At 56.6% G+C, this 24,334-nt stretch carries 21 protein-coding genes, 1 tRNA gene and 1 pseudogene; 8 read left to right on the top strand and 15 right to left on the bottom strand.

The window, feature by feature from the left end; genetic code table 11:
* Positions 1 to 364: 364 nt before the first annotated feature.
* A complete protein-coding gene (locus GOW93_RS08665) occupies positions 365 to 1,006 on the bottom strand; it encodes an NAD(P)-dependent oxidoreductase (protein ID WP_170383163.1) in 642 nt (213 codons plus the stop codon).
* Between the two features lie 12 nt (positions 1,007 to 1,018).
* On the bottom strand, positions 1,019 to 1,906 hold the full coding sequence (locus GOW93_RS08660) for an EamA family transporter (protein WP_170383162.1): 888 nt from the start codon (positions 1,904 to 1,906) through the stop codon (positions 1,019 to 1,021).
* Between the two features lie 78 nt (positions 1,907 to 1,984).
* Between GOW93_RS08660 and GOW93_RS08655 the strand changes: the two genes are divergently transcribed.
* Positions 1,985 to 2,494, top strand: coding sequence for a MarR family winged helix-turn-helix transcriptional regulator (locus GOW93_RS08655; protein ID WP_170383160.1), 510 nt, complete (start codon positions 1,985 to 1,987; stop codon positions 2,492 to 2,494).
* 267 nt (positions 2,495 to 2,761) lie between these two features.
* Here GOW93_RS08655 and GOW93_RS08650 read toward each other — a convergent pair whose 3' ends face one another.
* Positions 2,762 to 3,841 carry a DUF2652 domain-containing protein gene (locus GOW93_RS08650; protein WP_170383159.1) on the bottom strand — a complete coding sequence of 360 codons (1,080 nt, stop codon included), beginning with the start codon at positions 3,839 to 3,841 and terminating at the stop codon, positions 2,762 to 2,764.
* A gap of 633 nt (positions 3,842 to 4,474) precedes the next feature.
* Between GOW93_RS08650 and GOW93_RS08645 the strand changes: the two are divergent.
* A pseudogene (locus GOW93_RS08645) lies at positions 4,475 to 4,946 on the top strand (tyrosine-type recombinase/integrase).
* Between the two features lie 184 nt (positions 4,947 to 5,130).
* Here GOW93_RS08645 and GOW93_RS20895 read toward each other — a convergent pair.
* Together GOW93_RS20895 and GOW93_RS08640 are read right to left on the bottom strand one after the other, a co-directional pair.
* A complete protein-coding gene (locus GOW93_RS20895) occupies positions 5,131 to 5,352 on the bottom strand; it encodes a hypothetical protein (protein WP_368039650.1) in 222 nt (73 codons plus the stop codon).
* The gene (locus tag GOW93_RS08640; protein ID WP_368039649.1) at positions 5,349 to 6,062 is read right to left on the bottom strand and encodes an ornithine cyclodeaminase family protein; all 714 of its coding nucleotides are present in this window, start codon (positions 6,060 to 6,062) and stop codon (positions 5,349 to 5,351) included. Before GOW93_RS08640 ends, GOW93_RS20895 begins: the two co-directional genes overlap by 4 nt.
* Positions 6,063 to 6,289: 227 nt before the next feature.
* Here GOW93_RS08640 and GOW93_RS08635 point away from each other — a divergent pair.
* Positions 6,290 to 6,364: transfer RNA gene (locus GOW93_RS08635), tRNA-Asn, on the top strand.
* An 18-nt stretch (positions 6,365 to 6,382) separates the two neighbouring features.
* Here GOW93_RS08635 and GOW93_RS08630 read toward each other — a convergent pair.
* From GOW93_RS08630 to zwf, 4 genes are all read right to left on the bottom strand, one after another.
* The gene (locus GOW93_RS08630) at positions 6,383 to 8,002 is read right to left on the bottom strand and encodes a long-chain-fatty-acid--CoA ligase (RefSeq protein WP_170383157.1); all 1,620 of its coding nucleotides are present in this window, start codon (positions 8,000 to 8,002) and stop codon (positions 6,383 to 6,385) included.
* 150 nt (positions 8,003 to 8,152) lie between these two features.
* Positions 8,153 to 9,763, bottom strand: a complete 1,611-nt coding sequence (gene pgi / locus GOW93_RS08625) for a glucose-6-phosphate isomerase (RefSeq protein ID WP_438826188.1) — start codon at positions 9,761 to 9,763, stop codon at positions 8,153 to 8,155.
* A 5-nt stretch (positions 9,764 to 9,768) separates the two neighbouring features.
* Positions 9,769 to 10,440, bottom strand: a complete 672-nt coding sequence (gene pgl / locus GOW93_RS08620; RefSeq protein WP_170383154.1) for a 6-phosphogluconolactonase — start codon at positions 10,438 to 10,440, stop codon at positions 9,769 to 9,771.
* The gene (gene zwf / locus GOW93_RS08615) at positions 10,437 to 11,885 is read right to left on the bottom strand and encodes a glucose-6-phosphate dehydrogenase (RefSeq protein WP_170383153.1); all 1,449 of its coding nucleotides are present in this window, start codon (positions 11,883 to 11,885) and stop codon (positions 10,437 to 10,439) included. The genes pgl and zwf overlap by 4 nt, the downstream gene beginning before the upstream one ends.
* A gap of 162 nt (positions 11,886 to 12,047) precedes the next feature.
* On the opposite strand from zwf, the gene GOW93_RS08610 reads away from it, so the two are divergent.
* Positions 12,048 to 13,001: a radical SAM protein gene (locus tag GOW93_RS08610; RefSeq protein WP_170383152.1), complete on the top strand. Its 954-nt coding sequence runs from the start codon at positions 12,048 to 12,050 to the stop codon at positions 12,999 to 13,001.
* Here GOW93_RS08610 and GOW93_RS08605 read toward each other — a convergent pair whose 3' ends face one another.
* A complete protein-coding gene (locus tag GOW93_RS08605) occupies positions 13,002 to 13,697 on the bottom strand; it encodes a hypothetical protein (protein WP_170383151.1) in 696 nt (231 codons plus the stop codon). It abuts the gene before it with no gap.
* Between the two features lie 100 nt (positions 13,698 to 13,797).
* Positions 13,798 to 14,067, bottom strand: coding sequence for an usg protein (locus GOW93_RS08600; protein ID WP_170383149.1), 270 nt, complete (start codon positions 14,065 to 14,067; stop codon positions 13,798 to 13,800).
* Between the two features lie 194 nt (positions 14,068 to 14,261).
* Between GOW93_RS08600 and gyrA the strand changes: the two genes are divergently transcribed.
* Positions 14,262 to 16,988, top strand: coding sequence for a DNA gyrase subunit A (gene gyrA, locus GOW93_RS08595; RefSeq protein ID WP_170383147.1), 2,727 nt, complete (start codon positions 14,262 to 14,264; stop codon positions 16,986 to 16,988).
* A 125-nt stretch (positions 16,989 to 17,113) separates the two neighbouring features.
* On the opposite strand, the gene GOW93_RS08590 is transcribed toward gyrA, so the two are convergent.
* The 4 genes from GOW93_RS08590 to GOW93_RS08575 all read right to left on the bottom strand — a co-directional run bounded on the left by GOW93_RS08590 (position 17,114) and on the right by GOW93_RS08575 (position 21,688).
* Positions 17,114 to 17,836, bottom strand: a complete 723-nt coding sequence (locus GOW93_RS08590; RefSeq protein ID WP_170383145.1) for a M48 family metalloprotease — start codon at positions 17,834 to 17,836, stop codon at positions 17,114 to 17,116.
* 426 nt (positions 17,837 to 18,262) lie between these two features.
* A complete protein-coding gene (locus GOW93_RS08585; RefSeq protein ID WP_170383143.1) occupies positions 18,263 to 19,732 on the bottom strand; it encodes a carboxypeptidase M32 in 1,470 nt (489 codons plus the stop codon).
* Positions 19,733 to 19,736: 4 nt separating this feature from the next.
* Positions 19,737 to 20,882: a heme A synthase gene (gene ctaA, locus GOW93_RS08580; RefSeq protein WP_170383141.1), complete on the bottom strand. Its 1,146-nt coding sequence runs from the start codon at positions 20,880 to 20,882 to the stop codon at positions 19,737 to 19,739.
* A gap of 62 nt (positions 20,883 to 20,944) precedes the next feature.
* Positions 20,945 to 21,688 (bottom strand): RNA methyltransferase, encoded by a 744-nt coding sequence (locus GOW93_RS08575; protein WP_170383139.1) that lies wholly within the window; start codon positions 21,686 to 21,688, stop codon positions 20,945 to 20,947.
* 154 nt (positions 21,689 to 21,842) lie between these two features.
* Here GOW93_RS08575 and GOW93_RS08570 point away from each other — a divergent pair, with 154 nt between their 5' ends.
* Genes GOW93_RS08570 through GOW93_RS08560 form a run of 3 tightly spaced genes read left to right on the top strand, consistent with a single transcriptional unit; the run spans position 21,843 to position 24,307 of the window.
* Positions 21,843 to 22,460, top strand: a complete 618-nt coding sequence (locus GOW93_RS08570; RefSeq protein WP_170383137.1) for a thiamine phosphate synthase — start codon at positions 21,843 to 21,845, stop codon at positions 22,458 to 22,460.
* A gap of 45 nt (positions 22,461 to 22,505) precedes the next feature.
* Positions 22,506 to 23,399: a PfkB family carbohydrate kinase gene (locus tag GOW93_RS08565; RefSeq protein ID WP_170383135.1), complete on the top strand. Its 894-nt coding sequence runs from the start codon at positions 22,506 to 22,508 to the stop codon at positions 23,397 to 23,399.
* A complete protein-coding gene (locus GOW93_RS08560) occupies positions 23,396 to 24,307 on the top strand; it encodes a pseudouridine-5'-phosphate glycosidase (protein ID WP_170383134.1) in 912 nt (303 codons plus the stop codon). Before GOW93_RS08565 ends, GOW93_RS08560 begins: the two co-directional genes overlap by 4 nt.
* Positions 24,308 to 24,334 lie beyond the last annotated feature (27 nt).

Raw genomic sequence — 24,334 nt, 5'->3', positions numbered from 1 at the left:
AAGTATCTCTTCTAGAAAAGAACTTTAGTCGATCAGGCTATCGAGGACGATTTTTGTCGGCTGAGCTTCGCAGCTCCGATACGGCAAACTTGTCGTAAATTCCATCAGTAATGAGCCCTCACTACGCTCATCGGCCCAAAGGAGACATCCATCAATCTGAACAACTCTGCATTGCAGCTTCCTGAAAACCGACGTCTACACCTGGGAGCAGAATTTAGGACAGGCGCGGGACTGTATCGCGGAAGAAGCTGCGTCGGCCTTGCATTGACCATTGTCTTGTGTCAGCGGACTGCTCCCTTGAGGTAACGCCCGGCCTGTTAGTCATTTAGCTGGGCTTCCTTTCCATAGTGCTCTGAGACGAGTTTTAGTAACCGACCGTGAACGCAGCGCGCGGGAACTTTGCTGATTGTGCTTCATCTATCAGCGCAACAGCAAAGTCCTCCATTGAAATTTCCGATTTGCCAGCATCATCGACGAGCAGCGTGTCCGTACCGATTCTGAACGAGCCTAGGCGTGGACCGGGCTGCAAGAGGGCGGACGGGCTGGCATAGGTCCAATTTGCCGATGTTTCAGAGGCGCAGAGTTCCCATTGCGCCATCGATGCCCGGGCAATCGGAACGATGTTTTCAGGTAAGAAATCGGGGTCAGACAAAACCGTATGTGGACTGCCGTTTGGCAGATGGAGCCGCGCGGCGCCGCCAACGATGATCACCCGAAGGCCCGTGCGTGACGCAGCATTGAGGATCGAACGTGTCAGAGCGACGATCTCGCCTTCGCGCCCGGGCGGAGAGCGCAACGCGCTGATCGCCATATCCTGCGATTCCATGGCGGCGGCGAGGGCTGCTGGGTCTGTCGCGTCTGCGATGACTGGTCTGACTCCCTCTGTCAATTTGGCAAGCGCTGCTTCGTTTCGGACAGCTGCGGTTACGTGATGCCCGCGTGCGAGCGCTTCTGTTACGACGCGAGAACCGACATCGCCGGTGGCACCAAATACAATGAGTTTCATTGGAGTTCTCCGTTATACTGAATTGCGGATGGGATATTTCGGAAGGTTGGGCGGACGGACGCGCCCGGCCCTTTGACCAAGGCAGATTGCCGCAACAACAAGCGCGGCCCCAGCGATCTGCATCTGTGTCAGCGCCTGACCTAGCAACGCCCAGCCGATCAGAACGGCGGAGAGCGGGCTGAGAAAACCGAGTGCTGAGACTGCAACCGGCTCTATCCGTGAGATACCGCGGAACCACAGGACATACGTGAGTGCCGCCCCAATGAGAGCAAGGTAAGAGATGCCGGATAGATTTCGTGCATCCAGTGGCGGAAGCGGAGGTTCGATGAGGATGGCCAAAAGTACCAGCAACAGACCGCCAGCGGTCAGTTGCCAGGCGGTGAAGGTCAGAAGCGGCGCAGGAGGGTGCCATTTCCGGGTCAAGACTGTGCCCGCCGCCATCGAGGCTGCACCACCTACCCCCGCAATCACGCCGACCAGATCAAGCGATATGCCTGACCCCAAGACGAGCAGCCCGACACCAAGGATACCGATCAGGGCGGCCAGCACGGATGCGCTTCGGATTGCGGTGCCGAGCAGCAGTGCGGCGAGGAATACGACGATCAGCGGCTGAACCGCACCGACCGTCGCCGCAACTCCCCCCGGTAGCCGGTAGGCTGCGACAAACAGAAAGGCCCAGAATAGCGTGAAGTTGAGTGCTCCGAGAATGAAGATGCGCAGCCACCAAATACCTTTCGGCAAGCGCGGTGCCAATACAAGAAGCAACAGGCCGGCAGGCAAAGCGCGGAGGGCGGCCATCGTCACTGGATACCCTGCAGGAAGGTATTCTGTCGTCACATAGTAGGTGCTGCCCCAAACCAATGGCGCAAGAGCTGTGAGTACAATATCGAGATGTCTCATCGCAGATCCCATTTATCTTGATGTCAAGATATACTCTTTTAACTTGACGTCAAGATAAAATCCTGCATTTTAATTTTCATGGACCACGTAGACCGCATCGTTGCTCAATGGAACAAGGCCCGGCCCGACCTTGATGTCGGACCGATGGAAGTCATCGGCCGGCTTTCACGTTTGACTGCCAAGCTTCGGAGCGAAATGGAAAAAACCTGGAAAGCTTACGGGTTGAACGCCGCCAGCTTTGATGTTCTGGCGACCCTGCGCAGATCCGGAAAACCTGATGGCTTATCCCCTGGTGAGTTGCTGGACCTGACCATGGTGACCTCGGGAACAATGACCAATCGCATCGACCAACTCGTCAAACACGGCCTCGTCGAGCGGGTTCCAAACCCCGAAGACAAGCGCGGGTTTCTGATCCGTTTGACCGAACCCGGATTTGCGACAATCGATCAAGCCGTCGGCGATCATGTCGAAACGCAGCATCGCCTTTTACGGGGACTAGCTCCGGCAGAAGCCGAAGGTTTGAACAGGCTTCTGAAGACGCTGGATAAAAGGATTAACTCCGATAGTGGGACGAATTCACGCGAATAATCGTGCCTCCGGGTGCAACGTTTAACCACGACCTGCTGGTTCTATGTCGCTCCGATGCGGACGGCCCATAGCGGTCGTTCCACCTTGATCACTGTCGCTGCGGTGCCGCCCGTCAAAGGAGGCATTCGTTGCGCGAGCGAAACTGGAAGACGGGAGGAGGCCCGAAGAGCGTAACGATGCCACCGTTCAACATGATTGCGTCAGCGACCGACTGTTTCGCAGTGGTGGTTCCGATTAAGAGTCGCCCAAGCAGCATTCTCATTACTCTTATTTCACTTGATGAAGCTCCAACGCCATTTCGTCCAGAATACCGAAGGCCACCGGATAAAAATTCTCGAACAGATCGATTACTGCAGATTCCTCGGCGGGATGATGTTTGCCTTCGGTGTCAGTCAGCTGCCCCATCCGAAACACGATCTCGGTTCCTTCTTCTACCGGGATCAACTCATAGGTCTCCAGGTTTGTAAGGCCCTCAATGGAAGAATTGTGCAAGATATCGGTCACGTATTCGAATGGATGCCAGTCGACAATCAGCATCTGAAAGTGAGCTGCTTCATGAACGCAGTGCAGGCGGACGCCGGCGGACGTTCGCGACGCATCCCCTTCCCGATAGGCGTCCTTCAACATCATCCAACGCATCTTGAGCCTGGGATCCGTAAGCATTTCCCAGGCTATGACCGGCGGTGCCTTCAGTATGTGCTGGGTTGTGAACACAGCATCCTCATCGGTAACGCGAACGGGTCCGGCGATCTCCCGGTATCTTTGCCAGGCGGCTGCAAGATCGTAGACCCGCATGGGCACGTCACCAAAGTGCTCGAACTGAGCGCTGTATTGCATGAGGTCAGACTCGATGCCCATTGCCCGGAACGCGTCTTCTGAGAACAGTGCGTAGCTGAGGATACCAGTATCTTCCTTTACATCGGTCTTTGCCATGCGGTGCACCAATATGACGTCAGCACCGGAAATATCTTTCATCGGGCCAATCGAAAGCTCTTCGAATTTCCCGTGATGCGCAAGGATCTTCAGATCGAGATCGACAACGTTGCGACATGCATTGCAGGGGCAAGTCGTGTTCTGCACAATGTTCCGACGACGTTCGGCAAACCCCCGATAAAGGCTTTCACATATGTTGAGGAAAGTTTCACCTGAAGGGAACGGTCCACTCGAATAAGCGAGAACGGCGTCACCCTCGAGGCCCCGCAACTTCATTGGGTCCTTCAGCTCAATTACAACCGCCTCAAGCAAAGAACGGATGATTGGGTTGGCATGTTCCAACTCTGACCGGGTCAGGTATCCGGTATAACCGGTAATATCGGCGATTAGCAGGTAACCGGTTTGAACAGACATCCGAGCTTTCCCATTTGCATTCGGTCCCTTCACTGTAGCTGCCGCCATAATACCGGACAAGCGGGTCCGCCCCCGTCCGACATATCAGTTAGACGCTGCAGAGGGCGCAACGCCTGCTGTTTGGTATCGGACGCAGCCTGGAAAACACCACCGGCGCGTTTCTACCGCGCACTTCCGCATGGAACATGCATGCGTATGACGGCGCTACCAAAGACAACGAATATCAATTCCAACTGGACCAGGCGAAGGTTTTGGAGCCCTACGAAGGGCGAGACGCGAAGTGTTGTGAGAAGTGGTAAAATTGATTCAGTTGAAGCCACCGTAATTGGTAATAGCCGACATTCGTCGCGCCGCAGTAAATTGGTAGTTTGCGCTCAGGACCGATCTCGGTGGCGGCGCAACATCCTGTGATATCGTCCCTCGTCAACGTCGGGTTGTCGTTGTGGGCGGGCATGGCGGATCGGAGGATCAGTTATGGAAACACCGAACTTATCTGTCATTCGCACTCTTCGCCCAGCTTGGAACAAGGGACGCATCGTCGGTTAGAAACGACCGTTGAAACCAAAACACGTTTGGGCAATTCGAGTAAGGTTAGAGCTCGCAGAGAACCATCGCGACCTCGCTCTCTTCAATATGGCCATCGACAATAAGTTGCGCGGCTGTGACTTGGCGAAGATGAAAGTCGTTGACATCATGGCTTCTGGGCAGATCAAGGAGCGCGCTTCGGTGCTGCAAAGCAAGACTCAGAAACCGGTCTGCTTCGAGATTACCAAAGGAACCCGGACGTCAGTCGAGAAGTGGCTGGAAGACGAACTCATGGTCGGGTCTGAATACCTTTGGCCAGGGCGTTTCCATGAGCGTTCACACATTTCAACACGCCAGTATGCGCGGATCGTGCGTGATTGGGTCAGGTCTATAGGTTTAGAGGCAATCGCATACGGCACACACAATGCGGCGGACCAAGGTCACCCAAATTTACAAAAAGACGGGAAATCTGCGCGCGGTACAACTCTTGCTCGGGCATACTAAGATGGACAGTACCGTTCGGTATCTCGGTGTTGAGCTTGAGGATGCACATGCCATAGCAGAAACAATTGAAATCTAATACCTACGGGCCGCTATCGTAGGCGGCCCAGAGGAGACCTTGAGCATGGCAGCTGAATGCTGCTTCTGCAGCCCGCATTGCCGACCATCGCTGCGGGTGCGAAGTTCGGCGACAGGCAAACGCACGCTTGGCGGACATTGCGACCATTCACATGGGCTTTCGTTGCGACTGTACTGGGAGATGGTCAGCCTGGTTCAGTCAAATTGGCACAGGCGTCCAAGATGTAACGGGCGGTCATAAGATCAAGATGTGCGCCGCCGCCGTTTTTGAATAGGGTGATGTCTTGGTCTGAGGATCTGGAGAACCTTCCTTTTGGCATATCGTAGAAATCCGCAATGATGTGTTTGGCACCGATGACACCAGAAGCCAGCGGAATTGCTAATTCACCTGAGTTCTCCAATGTCATTTTCGACTATCGACGTATACCTTTGAACGTAGGATTGCTTCGTCATCTGCTTCGCGCATATGGGGCAGGTAGAAACCGAATAAGTCGACATGCTGACCGGGGCGCAGCCAAGCTCCTCTTAATAACGGCTCCGTGCTCATCGTTGCGCAACAGGTGATATCGGCGCACCTTACCGACCGTTCCAGCTCGTCAACCATAGTCACCTCGGGGTAATCCACCGCCAACTCTTCTGCGCGTTTAAGCGTTCGGTTCCAAACGTTGATATGCGCACCTGGGAACCCGGCTTGGTAAGCTTCGAACATAGAGCGCGCCACAGTACCTGCCCCCACGATGACAATGTTCTTCGAGCTCTTTGGGGCAAGTTTCAACGAAGCGAGCAAGCTGTCCGCCGCAGTTTTCCATTTGGTGATTGCGTGAAAGTCTATATGCGCGAGCAAGACGCCCGTCTGGGCTGAATAGAGACAGAAACCACCATTGACGCTCGATAGTCCCAATCCGACATTTGTCGGAAATATTGTCGGTGTTTTTACCGCTATTCCAATTTTGTCGATCCACGCCCATAGTGAAATTACAGTATTCCCATTGCGTTCCAGATATGTCGAACTAATTTCGGCCTTCGGCAATCGATGTCCCGCCTCCAGCGCCCGTGCCAGTGCAAGCAAGTCAAGGCTGGCTTCAACAGTCTGATAATCAATGAAGCGCGGTTCCATGGCATGTCGTGTTAAAGTTTGAATTGTGAGTGAGTAATAGCATAGCCACGCCTTCTGTTAAAATCTTGACGTCGGCTCTGGGCTCAAAGTGGCCATTGGCTGCGCTATACAGAAAGGTCCGCTCTGAGTCGCTGCCGGATCTGATGAGGAGCCGTGTGCTTCACCCACCAAAAAATAAGTTTTTACATCTGGACCTCCACTTTACCTGTTGATACACGCCCCTCAGTTCCGGCGTAGCTCAGCGGTAGAGCAGTTGACTGTTAATCAATTGGTCGTAGGTTCGATCCCTACCGCCGGAGCCAAATCCTTCAACCCGAAAATCAAGCGTTCAAAGTGTTTTCAAAATCCGCTCTCAGCTTGCGTTTTAGAATTTTACCCGTAGCATTCAGCGGTAAGGCATCCACAAACACCACTTTGTCCGGCACCTGCCATTTGGCGATCTTACCGTCATAAAATGCCAGAACCTCTTGTTCGGTCGGATTTTCCCCTTCGGCCCTGACGGCCACCAAAAGCGGACGCTCGTCCCATTTAGGGTGCGGAACACCCACCACAGCGGCGCTGGCCAGCTTGGGGTGCGCGACGGCGATATTCTCCAATTCGACCGAACTGATCCACTCGCCCCCAGATTTTATGATGTCCTTGGACCGGTCACGGATGGTCATGTAGCCGTCAGGATCCAGCGTAGCGACATCACCAGTGGCAAACCAGCCATCCTGCAGCAATTCCTCATCCTGCATCTGGAAATAGCTATCCAAAACCCAAGGCCCGCGCACCAGCAGGTCCCCCTGAGTTACGCCATCATGCGGCAGGTCATTTCCGTCGTCGTCGACGATTTTCAGTTCGACGCCATAGCAAGGCCGTCCCTGGCTTTCCCTGATCTTGTGCTGTTCATCCAGCGGCAAGGTAAGATGTCGCGCCAGTGGATGGTTCGCAGTACCCAGTGGGCTCATCTCGCTCATCCCCCAAGCATGGATGGTATCAACACCATAGGTTTCGCGGAAAGTTTCGATCATCGAGGGCGGACACGCCGCCCCGCCAATAACTGTTCGCTGCAAGCTGGCCAGTTTGCTTCCGGATTGCTCAGCACAGGCCAGCAGCCCTTGCCAGATCGTCGGAACACCCATGGCCAAGGTGACACCGTAGGTATCGATCAGTTCCACCAGCGCGTCACCATGCAAGCCCGGCCCCGGCAGCACCATACGCGACCCCGACATTGCACAGGCATAAGGCGATCCCCATGCGTTAACGTGGAACATCGGAACCACCGGCATCACCACATCCATCGCCGAGTACCCGACGACATCGCGTGTATTCGAGCCAAAGCTGTGCAAAACAGTCGAGCGGTGTGAATACAAAACGCCCTTTGGATGTCCCGTCGTTCCAGATGTGTAACACAGGCCAGAGGCCGTGTTTTCGTCAAAGCTGGGCCATTGAAAGCTCGCCTCTCCTGTCTCGAACAGATCGTCGTAGAACTGCACATCCGGAATCTGCGCAATGGCGTCCTCGGATCTTGGTCCCATCAGGACGAAATGTTGAACTTCTGGCAACTGATCATGCAGGGCCGCGACCAGAGGAATAAAGGTCGCGTCAAAAAACAGAACACGGTCTTGTGCGTGGTTCATGATATAGGTCAGCTGCTCGGGAAACAGTCGCGGATTGACGGTGTGGCAGACAAAGCCAGCGCCGGACGTCGCGTAGTAAATCTCAAGATGGCGACGGTTGTTCCAGGCTAGCGTCCCGATCCGTGCTTGTGGCTCCAGTCCCAGCTTAGTCAGCGCCGAAGCCAGTTTTCGCGCGTTTTCCGCCACTTGCGCCCAACTGGTTTCGGTTACCGTCCCGTTGGTCTCAACCGAAAAAATCTCGGTTCGACCATGATAGCGGTCAGCATGATCAATCAGCGACGAGATCAGCAAAGGCTGCGTCATCATCTGTCCCAGCATGGACATCCTCCCTTTGGCGGTGCCATCTATGCCTCCGGTTTATAGCGGGAGGCGTGGCATTTCCTCAGAAAGAACCCTGCCAAGCATTTAATTGTCTGACAATAAAAGAATGCGGTTTGCCGCACCAACAGCCCTTAAAATACAGGCTGTCTACTCCCGATGACGCAGCGCATAAGCGACTAGGGCCGCAGTTGATCCATCCTTGCTGTCCGCTTTTTCCTCACCATCCACGATCGGTCCCAGAGACGTTGCCAATTCCTTGCCCAACTCGACGCCCCACTGGTCAAACGAGTTGATGCCCAAAAGAACGCCTTCGACAAACACGCGATGCTCATACAGCGCGATGATCTGGCCCAGCACAAAGGGCGTGAGCTTTGGGTACATTAGGGTTAAGGAAGGGCGATTACCTTTGAACACGCGATGGCGGGCCTGTCGCTCCAGCTCATCACCCGTCAGCCCCTTGTCGGCCATGCGCTGCCGCGCTTCTTCCAGCGTCCGACCGCGCATCAGCGCCTCAGATTGGGCCAGACAATTGGCCAACAGAAGGCGGTGGTGGTGGGTGAGTTCGGGTTCATGGCCTTCGGCCGCAACCATGAACTCACATGGGATCACATCGGTTCCTTGATGGATCAGCTGATAAAATGCGTGCTGGCCATTGGTGCCCGGTTCCCCCCAGACCACAGGGCCAGATGGCAAGGTCAGAGAACTGCCATCCATCGCGACAGACTTGCCGTTTGACTCCATTTCAAGTTGTTGAAAATAAGCAGGAAGCCTTAACAAACGTTGGTCGTAAGGTAGAACAGCGCGGCTGGCATGCCCCAGAACCTGCCGATGCCAAATGCCGACCAAGGCCAGCATCACCGGCATATTCTCGACCCAATCGGCGGCGCGGAAATGTACGTCCATCGCCTGCCCGCCCCGCAAAAATGCGTCAAAGGCGTTCGAGCCGACCGCAATCATCACCGGCAAGCCCACCGGCCCCCAGACCGAGTAACGGCCACCAACCCAGTCTGCAAAACCAAACACGCGCTGCTCGGGGATGCCAAAGTCTTCGGTCTTGTCCACAGCGCTGGACACGGCGGCGAACTGTCTGGCCGGATCGCCACCACCATCCACCATCCACGCCCGCGCTGTGCGTGCATTGGTCATCGTTTCGATAGTGGTAAACGTCTTGGATGCCACAATTACCAACGTCCGTGTCGGATCAAGCTGCCTCAGAGTGTCCGCAATATGTGCACCATCCACATTGGACACGTAGTGCAGCCGTGGCCCATCGTGATACGGAGCCAGCGCAAGTGTAGCCATTACCGGCCCCAGATCCGAACCGCCAATGCCTATATTCACGACGTCGGTAAAGCTGCCCCCCACCCCAGAGATCGCGCCGCCGCGCACCTCTTCGGCAAAAACGCGCATTCGTTGCAGCGTGTCCAGCACATCTGGCATTACATCCAGCCCGTCGACCTCAACCGGTCCACCATCCAGATTGCGCAACGCTGTATGCAGAACCGAGCGCCCCTCGGTTTCATTGATTTTCGCACCCGAGAACATCGCCTCGCGCCGCTCAGACAGCCCCGCGTCGTCACACAGGGCAATCAGGGCCGCGCGGATATCTTCATCAATCTGCGTCTTGGAATAATCAATCAGCAGGTCACCGGTAGACGCCGAAAACGTACCGGCCCGGTTACCATCTTTCTTGAACAGGCCCAAAATGGTCTGATCTCTGCGTTCGGCGGCCAGTGCGGTGAGGGTATCAAGTTTCATCATGTTTACTCCGCCCAGTGCACAGTCATGCCGCTAAGCACTGCAGCTATTGGGGCGTCCTCTGGCGGCAAGGACATAGCGCGGTTCAATGCTTCCCGTTTTTCAGCTCCAAAAATGATCAGGTGTTTCGACAAAGCACCATCCAATACCGGCGCGGTCAGGGTTATACGCGGCTCGGGCTGAACCTCGGGCCGTGCAACGGCCAAAGGGCGCGCGTGACTGTCCAGCGCGGCCTCCAAACCGTCCATGCCGGGGAACAACGATGCCGTGTGCATGTCTTCACCCATGCCAAGGACAAGCACCGACAAAGGCCGGATCGGAGTTATCAGGCTTTCGAGTTCAGGTAATACATCCTCGGGTTCCTTACCCGGTACATACAAAGGAATATATTGCGCAACCGAGGCGCGGTTGGTCAGCAAACGTTCACGGATCAAACGCTCGTTCGAGCGTTCATGATCGCCCGGCACGCAACGTTCATCCGTGGGCAGAACCATCACCCGGTCCCACTCAAGATCCGCCGCACAAAGAACGTCAAACACTGGGCCCGGCGTCGTTCCTCCCGGCACCGCCAGCGAAACCATCTCGTTATGCAACAAAGCTGACTCCAACTCGCCCGCCAGCACGTTTGCAACGTCGATGGCCAGCATGTCCCGATCAGCGTATTCTTGTAGTTTCATGGGTTTATCCCTTGCCAACGGCGACCATCACGTTTCATGAGCAGTTCGGCGTCGCCCGGGCCCGTGCTGCCACTATCATATGGTTTGGGGACATCGCCTCGCGCCTGCCAACCAGCGATGATCGGGTCGGTCCAGGCCCAGGCGGCTTCGACTTCATCACCACGCATGAACAGGGTCTGGTTGCCCCGGATCACGTCCATCACCAGCCGCTCATAGGCGTCCGGAGGGTCTTGGTTTTCCGGTCCCAGCGCCTCGGCAAAACTCATATCTAATGGAACGTCGACCAGACGCATTCCCCCCTGTCCCGGCTCTTTGATCGTTACCTTCAGCGTGATGCCTTCGTTCGGCTGCAAACGGATCGACAACACGTTGGCGTGGCGCCCGGCATCGGCCCCAAAGATCGAATGAGGCGCATCCTTAAACATTACATTGATCACCGACGATCGCGCCACAAGCCGCTTGCCTGTGCGCAAATAGAACGGCGTTCCCGCCCACCGCCAATTGCTAAGGTGCGCCTTAAGCGCGACATAGCTTTCAGTCTTCGAACGCGGATTGCCCACTACCTCACGATAACCTGGGCCATCGCCTTCGAACTGGCCTCTCACGATGTGGTGCGGCTCAACCGGGTCCAATGCGCGGATCACCTTTAGCTTTTCGTCCCGCACCGCGTCGGGATCAAACTTGGCCGGAGGTTCCATCGCAATTAGGCACAGAAGCTGCATCAGGTGGTTCTGCATCATGTCGCGCATAGCACCCGCGCGATCGTAGTATTCCTCGCGCCCATCGATACCGACGGATTCGGCAACCGTGATCTGGATATGATCAACGTATTGGCTGTTCCAGAGCGGCTCGAACAGCATGTTGCCAAATCGAACGGCCATCAGGTTCTGAACAGTTTCCTTCCCCAGATAATGGTCGATCCGATATATCTGCCCCTCGTTGAAGTGCGCCGCGAGAGTTGCGTTCAAAGATCGCGCACTTTCTAGATCGTGACCAAAGGGCTTTTCAACAACGATCCGCGTTTGCTCTGTCGCCAAGCTGTGCGCATGTATCCGTTCGGCCAAAGGCCCAAACAAGCGTGGTCCGACCGAGAAATAAAATGCCCGCACACGATCGGTGGTCAGTTTTGCTGCAAGCTGTGCCCAACCTTCATCCGATTGCGCATCTAGCGGAACATAATCCACGCGCTGCAGAAATGAGGCAAGCATTTTTGCATCATTACATTGATATGGCGCGTGTTTACGCAACGATTCGGCGACGATTTCATGGAACGCCCCCCGATCATAGGCAGCCCGGGCCGCACCGATAATCTGTACGTCTTTGGGCCATTGCCCAGCACAAAACCGCCGGAACAGTGCTGGCAAAATCTTGCGTAGCGCAAGATCGCCGGTACTGCCAAAGATGATCAGATCGAACGGATCAACAGGTATGACACGAGAAACCATAATTTTCCCTACCTTACCGCCGTTTGCATGTCCAATGTTAGCGCAATCATTTTTTAATTTTTTCCTATCATCAAAACTCCGTCAGGTCCGGCGTGTTGCTCTTAACTAACTTCGTCCCAGAGACTAAGTCAGCATAGAGATTTCAAAGAACCGGATACCGGAATGAAAGACAACGCCCTTCCAACCGCCAATATCGGCAAGTTTCAGGACAAACTGGTGACAGCCGACGGGCAAACGCGCGCCTCGGTGGCTCTCAGCAATCCCGATACGTTGTGGTTCAACACCGGCACCCTGTGCAACATCGAATGCGTTAATTGTTACATCGAAAGTAGCCCGACCAATGATGCGTTGGTCTATATCAGTGCGGATGAAGTACGGGACTATCTGGATCAGATAGAGGCCCGCAATTGGCCGATCCGCGAAATCGGTTTCACGGGGGGTGAGCCCTTCATGAATCCCGAAATGATCGACATGACCCGCGCGGCGCTGGAACGCGGCTACGAAGTGCTGATACTGACCAATGCGATGCTACCCATGATGCGCCGCAAAATGCGTGAAGGGCTGCTGGAACTTCAGCACGACTATGGAAACAAGCTGACCCTACGTATTTCGGTCGATCATTATCGCCCGGAATTGCACGACGAAGAACGTGGGAAAGGTAGCTTTGCCAGAACCCTTACAGGGATGGAGTGGCTGCGCGATAACGGGTTCAACATGGCCATTGCCGGGCGAACGGTCTGGGGTGAAAACGACGCCGAAAGCCGAGCTGGCTACGCGGCGTTTTTTGCTGACAACAACTTTGACATCGACGCACAAAACCCTGGCCAAACCGTTTTGTTCCCAGAGATGGACGAAAACGTGGAAGTACCCGAAATAACAACAGCCTGCTGGGGCATTCTGAACAAATCACCAGACGCCGTGATGTGTGCAAGTGCCCGAATGGTGGTAAAACGCAAAGGAGCTGATCGCCCGGCAGTTCTGGCTTGTACCTTGCTTCCATACGCGCCCGAATTCGAGATGGGCCATACATTGGCCGAAGCCGAAGCTGATGTGCACCTCAACCACCCCCACTGCGCCAAGTTTTGCGTTCTGGGCGGCGCGAGTTGCTCGGGTTGATCAGTTCAGTTCGGGGGATTTCCAGAACTTCGTTCCAGAGGCCCCGGCAGAGACACGCCAACCTTTCTTGCCCAAAACAAAAAATGACCGACCATCCGTAAAGCGAACCGTTTCGCCCTTGCTCTCGTCGCCATACATGGCCCCGGTTTCGGCGGTGGCGTCATAACCGTTTTCAATGAATTTTTCGAGATCTGCCTGCGTTTCGAACAGGATCACGAATTTGGTAACGAAACCACCAATACCTACGGCCGCACCAACACCTCCGGTACCCATGTTCATATAGGTGCGTTGGCCGGTATCCATTGACACCGCTACACCGCGCCCATATCCGGCCGAAACGGGAAATACCGTAACCTTGCGTGAATCAAATACCGCATAGCCTGCGCTGATGTCATACAGCGCTTTGGCATCAGGATTTTCCGCCATAAGTTGAGTAAGTACTTCGTTGGCGATTGTATCCAACTTGGCGCGCGTCTCTTCCGGGGTGGCCTCGTTCGTTACAAGATTAGTTGTTGAATCGAGGGTCTCATCCACGGCATCCGCGCCTTTCCCGATGGTGTCGCCCACGGTTTCCGCCCCGCGCCCAATTGCATCGGCAGTGCTTTCAGCGCCTTTCTTGATTTTATCCAGAACGCCCTCGGCTGAGGCAGGGCCGCACATCAATAAAACGGCAGCTAAAAGCAAATAACGGTGCATAGAACGATTCCATGTGTGACCAATGGTTTGGTCGACACCTTAGCTTAAGGACATAAAAAAATAACTGGCCTTGATCGTTACCGATTAAAAAAAACGGTACTCAGTTCACCCTGAACTCACCCACCATGTTGCGCCATTCGCCTGGTGCAATCATCTTTCGATGCGTGAATCGAACTGAATGCAGCGGGCCTTCGATCTCGCGCTGCCAAAAATCAATGAATTCAAATAGCTTTGGGTGATCTGGCGCCAAGTCATACTCCTGCCAGATGAACGTGTTCAGAACGTGGATGTAGTCGGGCATGTGGTAGAAGAATTCAGCCGTCGTCAGCCCGTATCCTTTAAGCATCAACTCGGTTTCGCTTTGCGCCATGCAGACCTCCAAATTTGTTGCAAGGTCTCTTAAGGGTAACACAAAAACCTCCTAACCCTTAGTTAACAATATGTTACTTGGATGTTACGGGGGTTTTTCGCACTCATAAAGGTTGCTTGCTTGCACCTTATGTGCCGGGTCTGATAAGGTACATCCACAAGATATAGACCCTGCACAAAGAACGGGCAGTTTACGTGAGCGATACGCCAGAAACCCCAGAAAACATGGATGAAACCCCGCCCGAGCGCCCAGTCTATGACGGCCCGACGGTGTCCATCGAATCCGAAATGCGCACGTCCTATCTGGACTATGCGATGTCGGTTATCGTCTCACGCGCGATCCCCGACCTGCGTGACGGCCTGAAACCGGTGCACCGACGCATTCTCTATGCGATGCACGAAACCGGGAACACGCATGACAAAGCGTACCGCAAATCGGCGCGCCCGGTTGGCGACGTGATGGGTAAATACCACCCGCATGGTGACAGCGCGATCTATGACGCGCTGGTGCGGATGGCGCAGGATTTCTCGATGTCGCTGCCGCTGCTGGACGGTCAGGGCAACTTTGGTTCGATGGACGGCGATAACCCGGCGGCCATGCGCTATACCGAAGTAAGGATGGACAAGCCCGCCGCATCCCTGCTGGCCGATATCGAAAAAGAGACGGTCGACTTTCAGGACAACTATGACGGCAAGGACCGGGAACCGACCGTCCTGCCCGCCCGTTTCCCAAACATGCTGGTCAACGGTGCCGGCGGTATCGCGGTGGGTATGGCGACGAATATTCCGCCGCACAACCTCGGCGAAGTGGTTGATGCCACGCTGGCCCTGATCGACGACCCGGACCTGACGTCTGAACAACTGATTGAATACGTGCCCGGCCCCGATTTTCCGACCGGCGGCGTGATGCTTGGCCGGTCCGGCGCGCGCAAAGCGTATCTTGAGGGCCGAGGCAGCGTCATCATCCGCGCCAAGACACGCGTGGAGGAAATCCGCCGCGACCGCTACGCCATTGTCGTGGACGAGATCCCCTATCAGGTGAACAAAGCTGCGATGATCGAAAAGATCGCCGAAGCGGTTCGTGAAAAGCGCATCGAAGGCGTGGCCCACGTTCAGGACGAATCCGACCGTAACGGCGTACGTGTTGTGGTCGAACTAAAACGCGATGCAACGCCCGAGGTGGTTCTGAACCAGCTCTATCGCTTCTCGCCGATGCAAACGTCTTTTGGCTGCAACATGCTGGCCCTGAACGGCGGCCGGCCTGAGCAGCTGACCCTGCGCCGGTTCCTGACTTCGTTCATCGACTTCCGCGAAGACGTAGTTGCCCGACGTACCGCGTACGACCTGCGCAAAGCACGCGAACGCAGCCACATCCTGTGTGGCCTGGCCGTAGCCGTATCGAACGTGGACGAGGTGGTTGCCACCATTCGGTCGTCCGCAGATGCCGCTCAGGCCCGCGAAAAGCTGATGACCCGCCGTTGGCCTGCCTCAGAAATCGAAGGCTACCTGCGTCTGATCGACGACCCTCTGTCCAAGATGAACGACGATGGCACCTATAACCTGACCGAAGTTCAGGCCCGCGCCATCCTCGACCTGCGCCTGCAGCGTCTGACCCAGATCGGTGTCAAAGAGGTCACGGATGAGCTGGAAGAACTGGCCGCCAAGATTAAGGAATATCTGGATATTCTGTCCTCGCGCGAGCGTATCATGGGCATCATCGCCGATGAGCTGCGCAGCGTACGCGAGCAGTTCGCCGTTCCCCGCCGCACCGAGATCGTCGACTGGTCTGGCGACATGGAAGACGAAGATCTGATCGAACGCGAAGATATGGTCGTGACCGTCACCTCAGGCGGCTACATCAAACGCACCCCGCTGGCCGATTTCCGGGCGCAAAAGCGTGGCGGCAAAGGCCTGTCGGGTATGCAGACCAAGGAAGAGGATGTTGTCACGAACCTCTTCGTGGCGAACACGCATACTCAGCTGCTGTTCTTCACCACCGAAGGCATGGTCTACAAGCTCAAGACCTGGCGTCTGCCGCAATCCAGCCGGACCGGTAAGGGCAAGGCGATCGTCAACATCCTGCCGATCCCGACCGGAGTTTCCATTGCGGCGATCATGCCCGTGGATGTGCCGGATGAAGAGTGGGAGAACCTGCAAATCGTCTTCGCCACCAGCGCTGGCGACGTGCGTCGCAACCGCCTGTCGGATTTCACCAACGTGCGCCGCAACGGCAAGATCGCAATGAAACTGCCCGACGGTGTGGAATTGGTAAACGCCCGCATCTGCTCGGAAGATGAAGACGTGATGCTGGTCACCAATTCGGGCCGCGCGATCCGATTCCGCACCACCGATGTGCGTGTCTTCAATTCACGCGAATCTACCGGTGTGCGTGGCATCAGGCTGAGCAATGGTGACCGCGTCGTCTCGATGTCCGTAATCCGCCATTTCGAGGCCGACCCGGATGAACGGGCCGCGTACCTCAAGATGCGCCGCGCCGTGGCAGGTATTACGGATGATGGCGAAACGGATGAGGACGAAGCCGCGCCCGGTTCAATCACTCAGGAACGCTATGCCGAGATGTCAGCCGCTGAGAACCTGATACTGACCATCACCAAGGGCGGTTCAGGCAAGCTCAGTTCCAGCCACGACTACCCGGTCCGCGGACGTGGCGGCATGGGCGTCGCTGCCATGGACAAGGCCATGCGGGGTGGTGAACTTGTTGCCTCCTTCCCGGTTGAGATCGACGACCAGATCATGCTGGCCACCTCCAAGGGTCAGTCGATCCGGGTGCCGGTCGACGGTATTTCGTTCCGCTCGCGCAGCGCCGGCGGTGTGAGGGTATTCAACACCGGTAAAGGCGAAGAAGTAGTCAGCGTCGCCTGGATCGCCGATCAGGGCGACGAGGACGAAGTGAACGAATAAACAACAGAAGGCCGAGGTGCACTAGCCTCGGTCTTTTTCCAGTGGCTGCGCTACGGGACAAAGCAGTGTTCTACACAATCAGCTATTGCTGACGCAGTTCTACGAAAATCTATTGCTCTAGATTATCAGCCACCGATCCGGGACATTGTAGCCTGAACCGCATGGTATCTTTGAGAGTTGGGCGGGTGCGTTCCTAGAAAGCGATCACCAGGATCAGGAACTCGTGCGAAGTACAGCGCACCTTTGAGTGGATCATAACCCGCTTTGTAGGCAATTACTGCGCCCAGTTGATCAGCTTCCAATTCAAAGTTCTTTGAATAACTGCGTCCACCAACAAAGGCTCCAAGATCTTGTGCTGCGGCGATATCATTCGGCCCAGTTCCGGCTATTGTTGCCAGACCCGCCAAAATCACCGCACCAGCCGCAGCGTTTTGAGCACGTCGAGCTAAATGCCCTTGAATGTGGTGAGCGGCTTCATGCGCCATCACAAATGCAAGTTCATCGGTATTGTTCACATTCCGTGTCAGCGCTTGGGTCATTGTGATCATCGGGCGCCCCGACTTGCTTAGACTCTGATAAGCGTTCGAGGGGGCTTTTTTGTTTGGATCTATGCGGATCAGAAAATCGCAATTCACACCCTGAGTACGGCGACGGCATTCTCGCTCTGCCACTGGCTCAATACGAGAAGCGACCTGACGAAATCTTATTTGCGCCTGCTTTGAACTGACAGGGGCGCTCGCGCGACCGGGGTTTGGGATAGGTGCCGATGGAGGAGCCGATGGAGGAGCGGTGGTCGATACGCATCCTGCCAACACCGATACAGCCAATACCAATACAGCTCGCTTCATCAACATACCCTTCTAACTATTTTGAGCACCGATATAGAGTCCGTAGTCATCGATAGGCCCACATCCGAATCCGAGGCTAGGGCCTGTGTAAGCTGTTATTCAATAACAAAGGTAAATGACTGTAGCCGCAGCCCGGTTCAGCCGTCGCCGAATTTTTAAGCACAACAAATGGTTCTGATACGAACGGCCGATTGGTTCGCGGACCCGTCGCCAACAACCTGAACCGCGCTGTACGCCGCATCTACGGCCGCTATTTTGCTGCACCACGGCTTTAAACCTATCTGCATGGCGACGAAGAGAATGCTGCTAATGCACGCACAGTTTTACGGGCGCCTCCGGTAAGGGCTCACAGCAGACTTCCGTCACCTTTTTCGATCTGTGTGAGAGATTGTGCTATTCTTCTGGCAGGCTTACTTCGGCCAATTGTCACAGACCGTAGAGAACCCCAAACTTCTGTTCCAGATACTCCAACAGGGGTTCCGGTCCCGGTTCAATCCCACTGGCGCGTTGGATGGTCTCGCGTGGAGTGTAAAGCCCACCATGACGCTGAAGATTCTCTCGCAGCCAACCGGTCGCGCCCGAAGTATTCCCCTCAGCCAATTGCGCGTCCAGATCCGGCACTGCTGCTCGCAATGCCTGATAGAGGCAACCGGCATAGACATTGCCCAATGAATAAGTCGGAAAATAACCGAACAGCCCGACCGACCAGTGAACGTCCTGCAGACACCCATTCGACGGCTTGTCGACAGCATATCCGAAATCCGCGTTAAACCGATCATTCCACGCGGCCTCAAGATCGCTGACCTGAAGGTCGCCGCTCATAAGGGCGCGTTCCAAATCAAAACGCAGCATGATGTGGAGGTTATATTGCACCTCATCGGCCTCGGTCCGGATATACCCGTTATGAACGCCATTTACCGTGACGTAAAAGGCATCAGCATCCGTGACACCAAAATCGCCAAATGCATCGACCATTTGATCGAAAAGCCAGCCGGTGAAGGCGCGTGAACGGCCCAGTTGGTTTTCATAGATGCGGCTTTGGCTTTCATGAACGCCCATCGACACTCCCTGCCCCAGCGGCGTCAACGCATAGGCCGGGTTGATACCTTGCTCATAGGCAGCATGGCCGACCTCGTGAATGGTCGAATAGAAACAGTTGAAAGGGTCGGTCTCGCTGGTTCGGGTGGTAATCCGTACGTCCAGCCCACTGCCCGAACTGAATGGGTGTACAGCCTTGTCCACGCGGCCAGTGTTCAGATCATAGCCGAAGGTCGTCGCCAGTTTCTGCGAAAGCTGCATTTGGACCTGTTCGTCAAATCTTCCCGTCAAAGCCTGTGGCCCGGGCCTGTCCAGAACAGCCGCACGCAGGGCCACGAGACGCGGGCGCATCTGGTCAAAGATGTCAGCGATCTGCGAACCGGTTGTATAAGGCTCATAGTCCTCGACCATGGCGTCATAGACGTCACCACCTTGCGCTAGGGCAGCACCTTCTTCACGTTTGAGCGCCACGACCTCTTGCAGAACAGGCAAAAACGCAGCCACGTCCTCATCTGCGCGGGCTTGGGCCCAGGTGCCTTGCGCAGCAGATGTCACGCGCGCAATGGCTTTGGCCAGATCGGCAGGTACCTTGACCGTTCGCTCGTAGGACCGGCGTATATCGCGCAGTTGGGCTTGGGCTACTTCGTCCAGAGGTTCGGCTTGATCCAACCATTCAGCCACTCGCGGGTCTGAGCGGCGGGCATGAAGAACAGCTTCGATCGCGGCCATTTCCTCGGCGCGTTGAGGCGCCGCGCCGCGCGGCATCACTGTTTCCTGATCCCAACCCAGCCGCCCGGCAATCTGACCGAGGGCCGAGGTTTCGCGTTGAAAGGCCATCAGGTCGTCATAGGCGGTCATAAGGTCAGGCTCCGCGGATTGAAGTGGCGACAGGATAAGCTGTCAGGAAGCGCGCGCGCAGGATCAGGGTCCAGACGACGACAGCCATGAACTGATGAAGAATGGCGATCTGCCAGGGTGCGGCGTAGACCACTGTCACGATACCGATGACCACCTGCAGCGACAGTGCTGCAAAGGCTGCGTTGAAGGCAAAGCGCGTTTGCGGGTGGGCACTGGTATTGCCACGCCGCCAGACGATAACGCCGAAGATGAAGAGCAGATAGCCAGCACAGCGGTGAATGAATTGCACCAGACCGGGGCTTTCGAAGAAATTGCGCCACATGGGCTCCAGCATCGTCGCGTCGGGCGGCAGGATTTGTCCACCGATCAGCGGCCAGTCGGTGTATGAGCGTCCAGCGTCGATCCCTGCAACAAGCGCACCAATGAGTATTTGTAAAAAGGCGAAATGCATCAGGCCGGTCGACAGCGAGAACAGTTTTGCCTCTTTCGCGCGCCGGGCCTGCATCAGGTCACGTTCCTCGCGGCCCAGTTCGAAGATGTACCAAGCAAGACATCCAAGGATTACAAAGGCAAGCCCCAGATGCACTGCCAGTCGATAGCTGGCCACAGCGGTCATGCCCTCACCCTGCGTCACGCCCGAAGCCACCATCCACCAGCCGACCGCACCCTGAACACCGCCCAGAGCACCGGGGATCAGCAGTTTGCCGGTCCATCCGGTTGGGATTTTACGCGCCACAAGGAAACCGAAGAATCCAAGCGCCCAGACAAGGCCGATCAAGCGGCCCAGTTGGCGGTGACCCCATTCCCACCAGTATATGGATTTGAAATCACTTAGCTCCATCCACTGGTTCTGGATGCGCCACTGGTCGATCTCTTTGTACTTGTCGAATTCGGATTGCCAGTCGGCCTCGGTCATCGGCGGAATGGCCCCAGTGATCGGGCGCCATTCAGTGATTGACAGGCCGCTGTCGGTCAGGCGGGTCAATCCACCAACGGCAATCATGACTACGACCAACGCAAACAGGATCATCAACCAGACCCGAATGGCCCCGCGGGCGCCGCCCCGGCCCCGATCAATCATTCCCGGTTGAACCGCCTGTTGTTTTTCAGTGTCTGAGACTTCTTCGAAGATGCTGCGCTTGCCGCTCATGCTGTCCTCTTGTGCCTTGGATTTCGTCGCAAGCTAGGGCTTGAGTGGAGATAGGTCCAGCCTCAGCCCTTTTCCTTCCAGCGGACCATCTGACGCATGATCCCGTGCAGCATCTGCACATCGGCCCGCGTCATCCGCATTCGAGACCACAGATTGCGCAGGTTGGTCTTCATGCCCTCGGCCTTTTCGGGAGGATAGAAGAAGCCTGCCTCGTCCAGCCGATCTTCGTAATGTTCGACCAGCTTTTCGACCTCGATCCCCGTGGCCCAGTCGCCCTTACCCAGATCGGTGGCTTCGTGCACCACATCGCCGGTCTGGCGCATCCACTCATACGCGGTCAGCAGCACGCATTGGCCGAGGTTTAGCGACGCGTATTCCGGGTTTACCGGCACCGAGATGATGGCATTGGCCTTGGCGATATCCTCATTCTCAAGCCCCGCCCGTTCGGGGCCAAAAAGAACGGCAACCTTCTCACCCGCCGCGACCTTCTCGGCCGCGATCTGCATGGCACGTTCAGGGCTGTAAACAGGCTTTGTCAGGCCCCGCTGCCGCGCTGTGGTCGCGAAGATAAAGGTACTGTCGGCCAGTGCTCCACCCAGATCATCAAACAACTGCGCCTCATCCAGCAGCCGCCCGGCCCCACTGGACATCGCCACCGCCTTGGGGTTCGGCCAGCCGTCGCGCGGCGCCACGATCCGCATTCGGTCCAGCCCGAAATTCCACATCGCTCGCGCGGCAGCGCCGATGTTTTCCCCCATCTGAGGGCGCACAAGCACAAAGGAAGGCTGAGATTTATCGCTGGGCATGGCTGTCTCCGGAAAACTGCGCCTGCTGTAATCGGCGCGCCGACGCAGGGCAAGCCGTCCGGGGCTTCAATCGCGCGTTATTCCGGCATAAAAGTTTGCTTCCCCGGCGCAATCCGCTAAACCGCGCCAAAGACTGAAAGCGAAGGACGCGCCAATGGACACCCCCGAGCAGCCGCAGATTTACCTGATCACCCCGCCGACCATCTCGTTGAGCACATTCCCCACCCAGCTGGGGCGCGTACTGGACGGGGCCGAGATCGCCTGCATTCGCATGGCCTTGGGTGGAAATGACGAAGACGCAATCGCGCGTGCTGCAGATGCCTGCCGTGAGGTGGCTCATGCCCGGGACGTGGCTCTGGTAATCTCAAACCATGTCCTGCTGGCGCAACGACTGGGGTTGGACGGTGTGCATCTGGACGACGCCGCACGTTCCGTCCGGGCCGCGCGTAAAGAGCTGGGCGCGGATGCCATCGTTGGCAGTTTCTGCGGTGCCTCCAGCCATGATGGTATGACCGCCGGTGAAGCAGGCGCGGATTACGTGGCGTTCGGCCCCGTCGGCGCGTCGGCCTTGGGCGACGGCTCCACAGCCGAAAAGGACCTGTTTCAATGGTGGTCCGAGATGATCGAGGTGCCAGTTGTGGCCGAAGGCGGTCTGACCCCCAAACTGGTCCGCGAGCTGTCTCCCCACACTGACTTCTTCGGCATCGGCGATGAGATCTGGTCACAAGAAGACCCGCTGGCCGCACTCAAGGCCCTGACCGACGAGATGTGAGCGTTAACCCTTGCGCCCGGGCCGGGGCTACGGCATGAGTTTGTCATGACTCAGAACAGCGAAATCCTGTGTATTGGCTCGGTCCTGTGGGACGTGATCGGACGCTCGGCCAGCGCGATGCGGCAGGGCTCGGACGTGCCGGGGCGGATCACCCGCCTGCCCGGCGGTGTGGCTATGAACATCGCTATGACATTGGTGCGGTTCGGAATGACACCGACCTTGCTGACCGCTATTGGCCGCGATCCCGAGGGCGACGAACTGGTCAATTCCTGCGCGCGTCTGGGAATGGTCACAGACCACATCTACCGCTCGCAGGATTTGCCGACCGACCGGTATATGGCCGTCGAGGGGGCGAACGGTCTGATCGCCGCAATCGCTGATGCCCATTCGCTTGAGGCCGCCGGGGCCAAAATCCTGCGACCACTGATGCATGGGCCGCTGGGAACTGAATACGCCCCCTTCGAAGGCCCCATCGCGCTGGATGGCAATCTGACGCTTAACCTGCTGGAAGAAATCGCTCAAAGTCCCGCCTTTGCGAAGGCCGACCTGCGTGTGGCCCCGGCCTCACCTGGTAAGGCCGAGCGTTTGCTTCCGTTTCTGAAACACGCCCGTGCAACGCTTTATGTGAACCTCGAAGAGGCGGGAATCTTGTGCCAACGCGAGTTCACCGATTCCGAAAGCGCCGCTAAAGGCCTGCTGGACCGTGGTGCGCTGCGGGTATTGGTCACCGACGGCGGCAACTCGGCCACCATCGGCAGTGCAGACGAAATCCTGACCCAGACACCCCCGTCCGTTCTGGTCACGCGTGTGACCGGCGCAGGCGATACTTTCATGGCGGCCCATATCGCCTCAGAATCCGGCGGAGCAACCAACGACGAGGCCCTGAGCCGCGCCCTGCACGCCGCCGCCACATACGTTTCCGGAGAAACCCCACTGTGATTGATATCCAATACTCTGCCGAGGTTCGCACAGCCAAGGACGCGGGCCAACCCATCGTTGCGCTGGAAAGCACCATCATCACCCATGGCATGCCCTACCCTCAGAACATTGAGGTTGCGGCGCAGGTTGAACAGGATATCCGTGACGCGGGTGCTGTTCCGGCTACGATTGCCGTGATTACCGGCAAACTGCATGTAGGTCTGGAAGCCGATGAACTAAGCGCCTTGGGTCAGGCACAGGGCGTCGCCAAACTGTCACGCGCAGATATGGCCACCTGCATTGCCACTGGCGGCACCGGGGCCACGACGGTGGCGGCCACCATGATTGCTGCACACTATGCCGGGGTTGAAGTCTTCGCCACTGGTGGCATTGGTGGCGTGCATCAAGGGGCGGAAACCTCTTTCGATATCTCTGCAGACCTGCACGAGCTGGCGCAAACACCGGTTACTGTTGTGGCCGCTGGCGCGAAGGCGATCCTTGATCTGGCCAAAACGCTGGAAGTTCTTGAGACGTTGGGCGTTCCCGTCATCGCGCATGGTCAGGACGATTTCCCTGCCTTCTGGTCAGCCAAATCCCCCTACGCTGCGCCACTGCGCATGGACAGCGCCACGGACATCGCCAAGGCCCACTCCACACGTCGTGCGCTTGGCCTGCCTGGTGGCCAGCTGGTTGCCAACCCCATCCCTATCGCAGATCAAATCCCGGCCGAGGAACTAGCCCCAATCATCGCCTCGGCCCAGGCCGATGCTGATACGCACCGGATCACCGGCAAAGGCGTCACGCCTTACTTGCTGCAACGAATTTATGAACAGACCGAGGGTCGCTCACTAACCGCTAATATCGCACTGGTTCGCAACAATGCGCGGCTGGCGTCAGGTATCGCAATAGCGCTGGCCAAAGGCACGTAAGACTGGCCTATTGCACCAAAGCCCCTG

Source organism: Ruegeria atlantica (assembly GCF_013032455.1).
GTDB lineage: Bacteria > Pseudomonadota > Alphaproteobacteria > Rhodobacterales > Rhodobacteraceae > Ruegeria > Ruegeria atlantica_B.
The sequence above is the reverse complement of the archived record's forward strand: the minus strand, read 5'-3'. Positions and strand labels throughout refer to the sequence as shown.

Coding starts and splice junctions, on each gene's coding strand:
- GOW93_RS08650 (WP_170383159.1), bottom strand. CDS start 3,841: ATGTCTGTTCAAACCGGTTACCTGCTAATCGCCGATATTACCGGTTAT.
- GOW93_RS08640 (WP_368039649.1), bottom strand. CDS start 6,062: ATGGAACCGCGCTTCATTGATTATCAGACTGTTGAAGCCAGCCTTGAC.
- pgi (WP_438826188.1), bottom strand. CDS start 9,763: ATGAAACTTGATACCCTCACCGCACTGGCCGCCGAACGCAGAGATCAG.
- GOW93_RS08575 (WP_170383139.1), bottom strand. CDS start 21,688: ATGCCCAGCGATAAATCTCAGCCTTCCTTTGTGCTTGTGCGCCCTCAG.
- GOW93_RS08610 (WP_170383152.1), top strand. CDS start 12,048: ATGAAAGACAACGCCCTTCCAACCGCCAATATCGGCAAGTTTCAGGAC.
- pgl (WP_170383154.1), bottom strand. CDS start 10,440: ATGAAACTACAAGAATACGCTGATCGGGACATGCTGGCCATCGACGTT.
- GOW93_RS08570 (WP_170383137.1), top strand. CDS start 21,843: ATGGACACCCCCGAGCAGCCGCAGATTTACCTGATCACCCCGCCGACC.
- GOW93_RS08655 (WP_170383160.1), top strand. CDS start 1,985: ATGGACCACGTAGACCGCATCGTTGCTCAATGGAACAAGGCCCGGCCC.
- zwf (WP_170383153.1), bottom strand. CDS start 11,885: ATGGTTTCTCGTGTCATACCTGTTGATCCGTTCGATCTGATCATCTTT.
- GOW93_RS08600 (WP_170383149.1), bottom strand. CDS start 14,067: ATGGCGCAAAGCGAAACCGAGTTGATGCTTAAAGGATACGGGCTGACG.
- GOW93_RS08605 (WP_170383151.1), bottom strand. CDS start 13,697: ATGCACCGTTATTTGCTTTTAGCTGCCGTTTTATTGATGTGCGGCCCT.
- GOW93_RS08565 (WP_170383135.1), top strand. CDS start 22,506: ATGACTCAGAACAGCGAAATCCTGTGTATTGGCTCGGTCCTGTGGGAC.
- GOW93_RS08660 (WP_170383162.1), bottom strand. CDS start 1,906: ATGAGACATCTCGATATTGTACTCACAGCTCTTGCGCCATTGGTTTGG.
- ctaA (WP_170383141.1), bottom strand. CDS start 20,882: ATGAGCGGCAAGCGCAGCATCTTCGAAGAAGTCTCAGACACTGAAAAA.
- GOW93_RS08665 (WP_170383163.1), bottom strand. CDS start 1,006: ATGAAACTCATTGTATTTGGTGCCACCGGCGATGTCGGTTCTCGCGTC.
- GOW93_RS20895 (WP_368039650.1), bottom strand. CDS start 5,352: ATGACATTGGAGAACTCAGGTGAATTAGCAATTCCGCTGGCTTCTGGT.
- GOW93_RS08585 (WP_170383143.1), bottom strand. CDS start 19,732: ATGACCGCCTATGACGACCTGATGGCCTTTCAACGCGAAACCTCGGCC.
- GOW93_RS08590 (WP_170383145.1), bottom strand. CDS start 17,836: ATGAAGCGAGCTGTATTGGTATTGGCTGTATCGGTGTTGGCAGGATGC.
- GOW93_RS08630 (WP_170383157.1), bottom strand. CDS start 8,002: ATGCTGGGACAGATGATGACGCAGCCTTTGCTGATCTCGTCGCTGATT.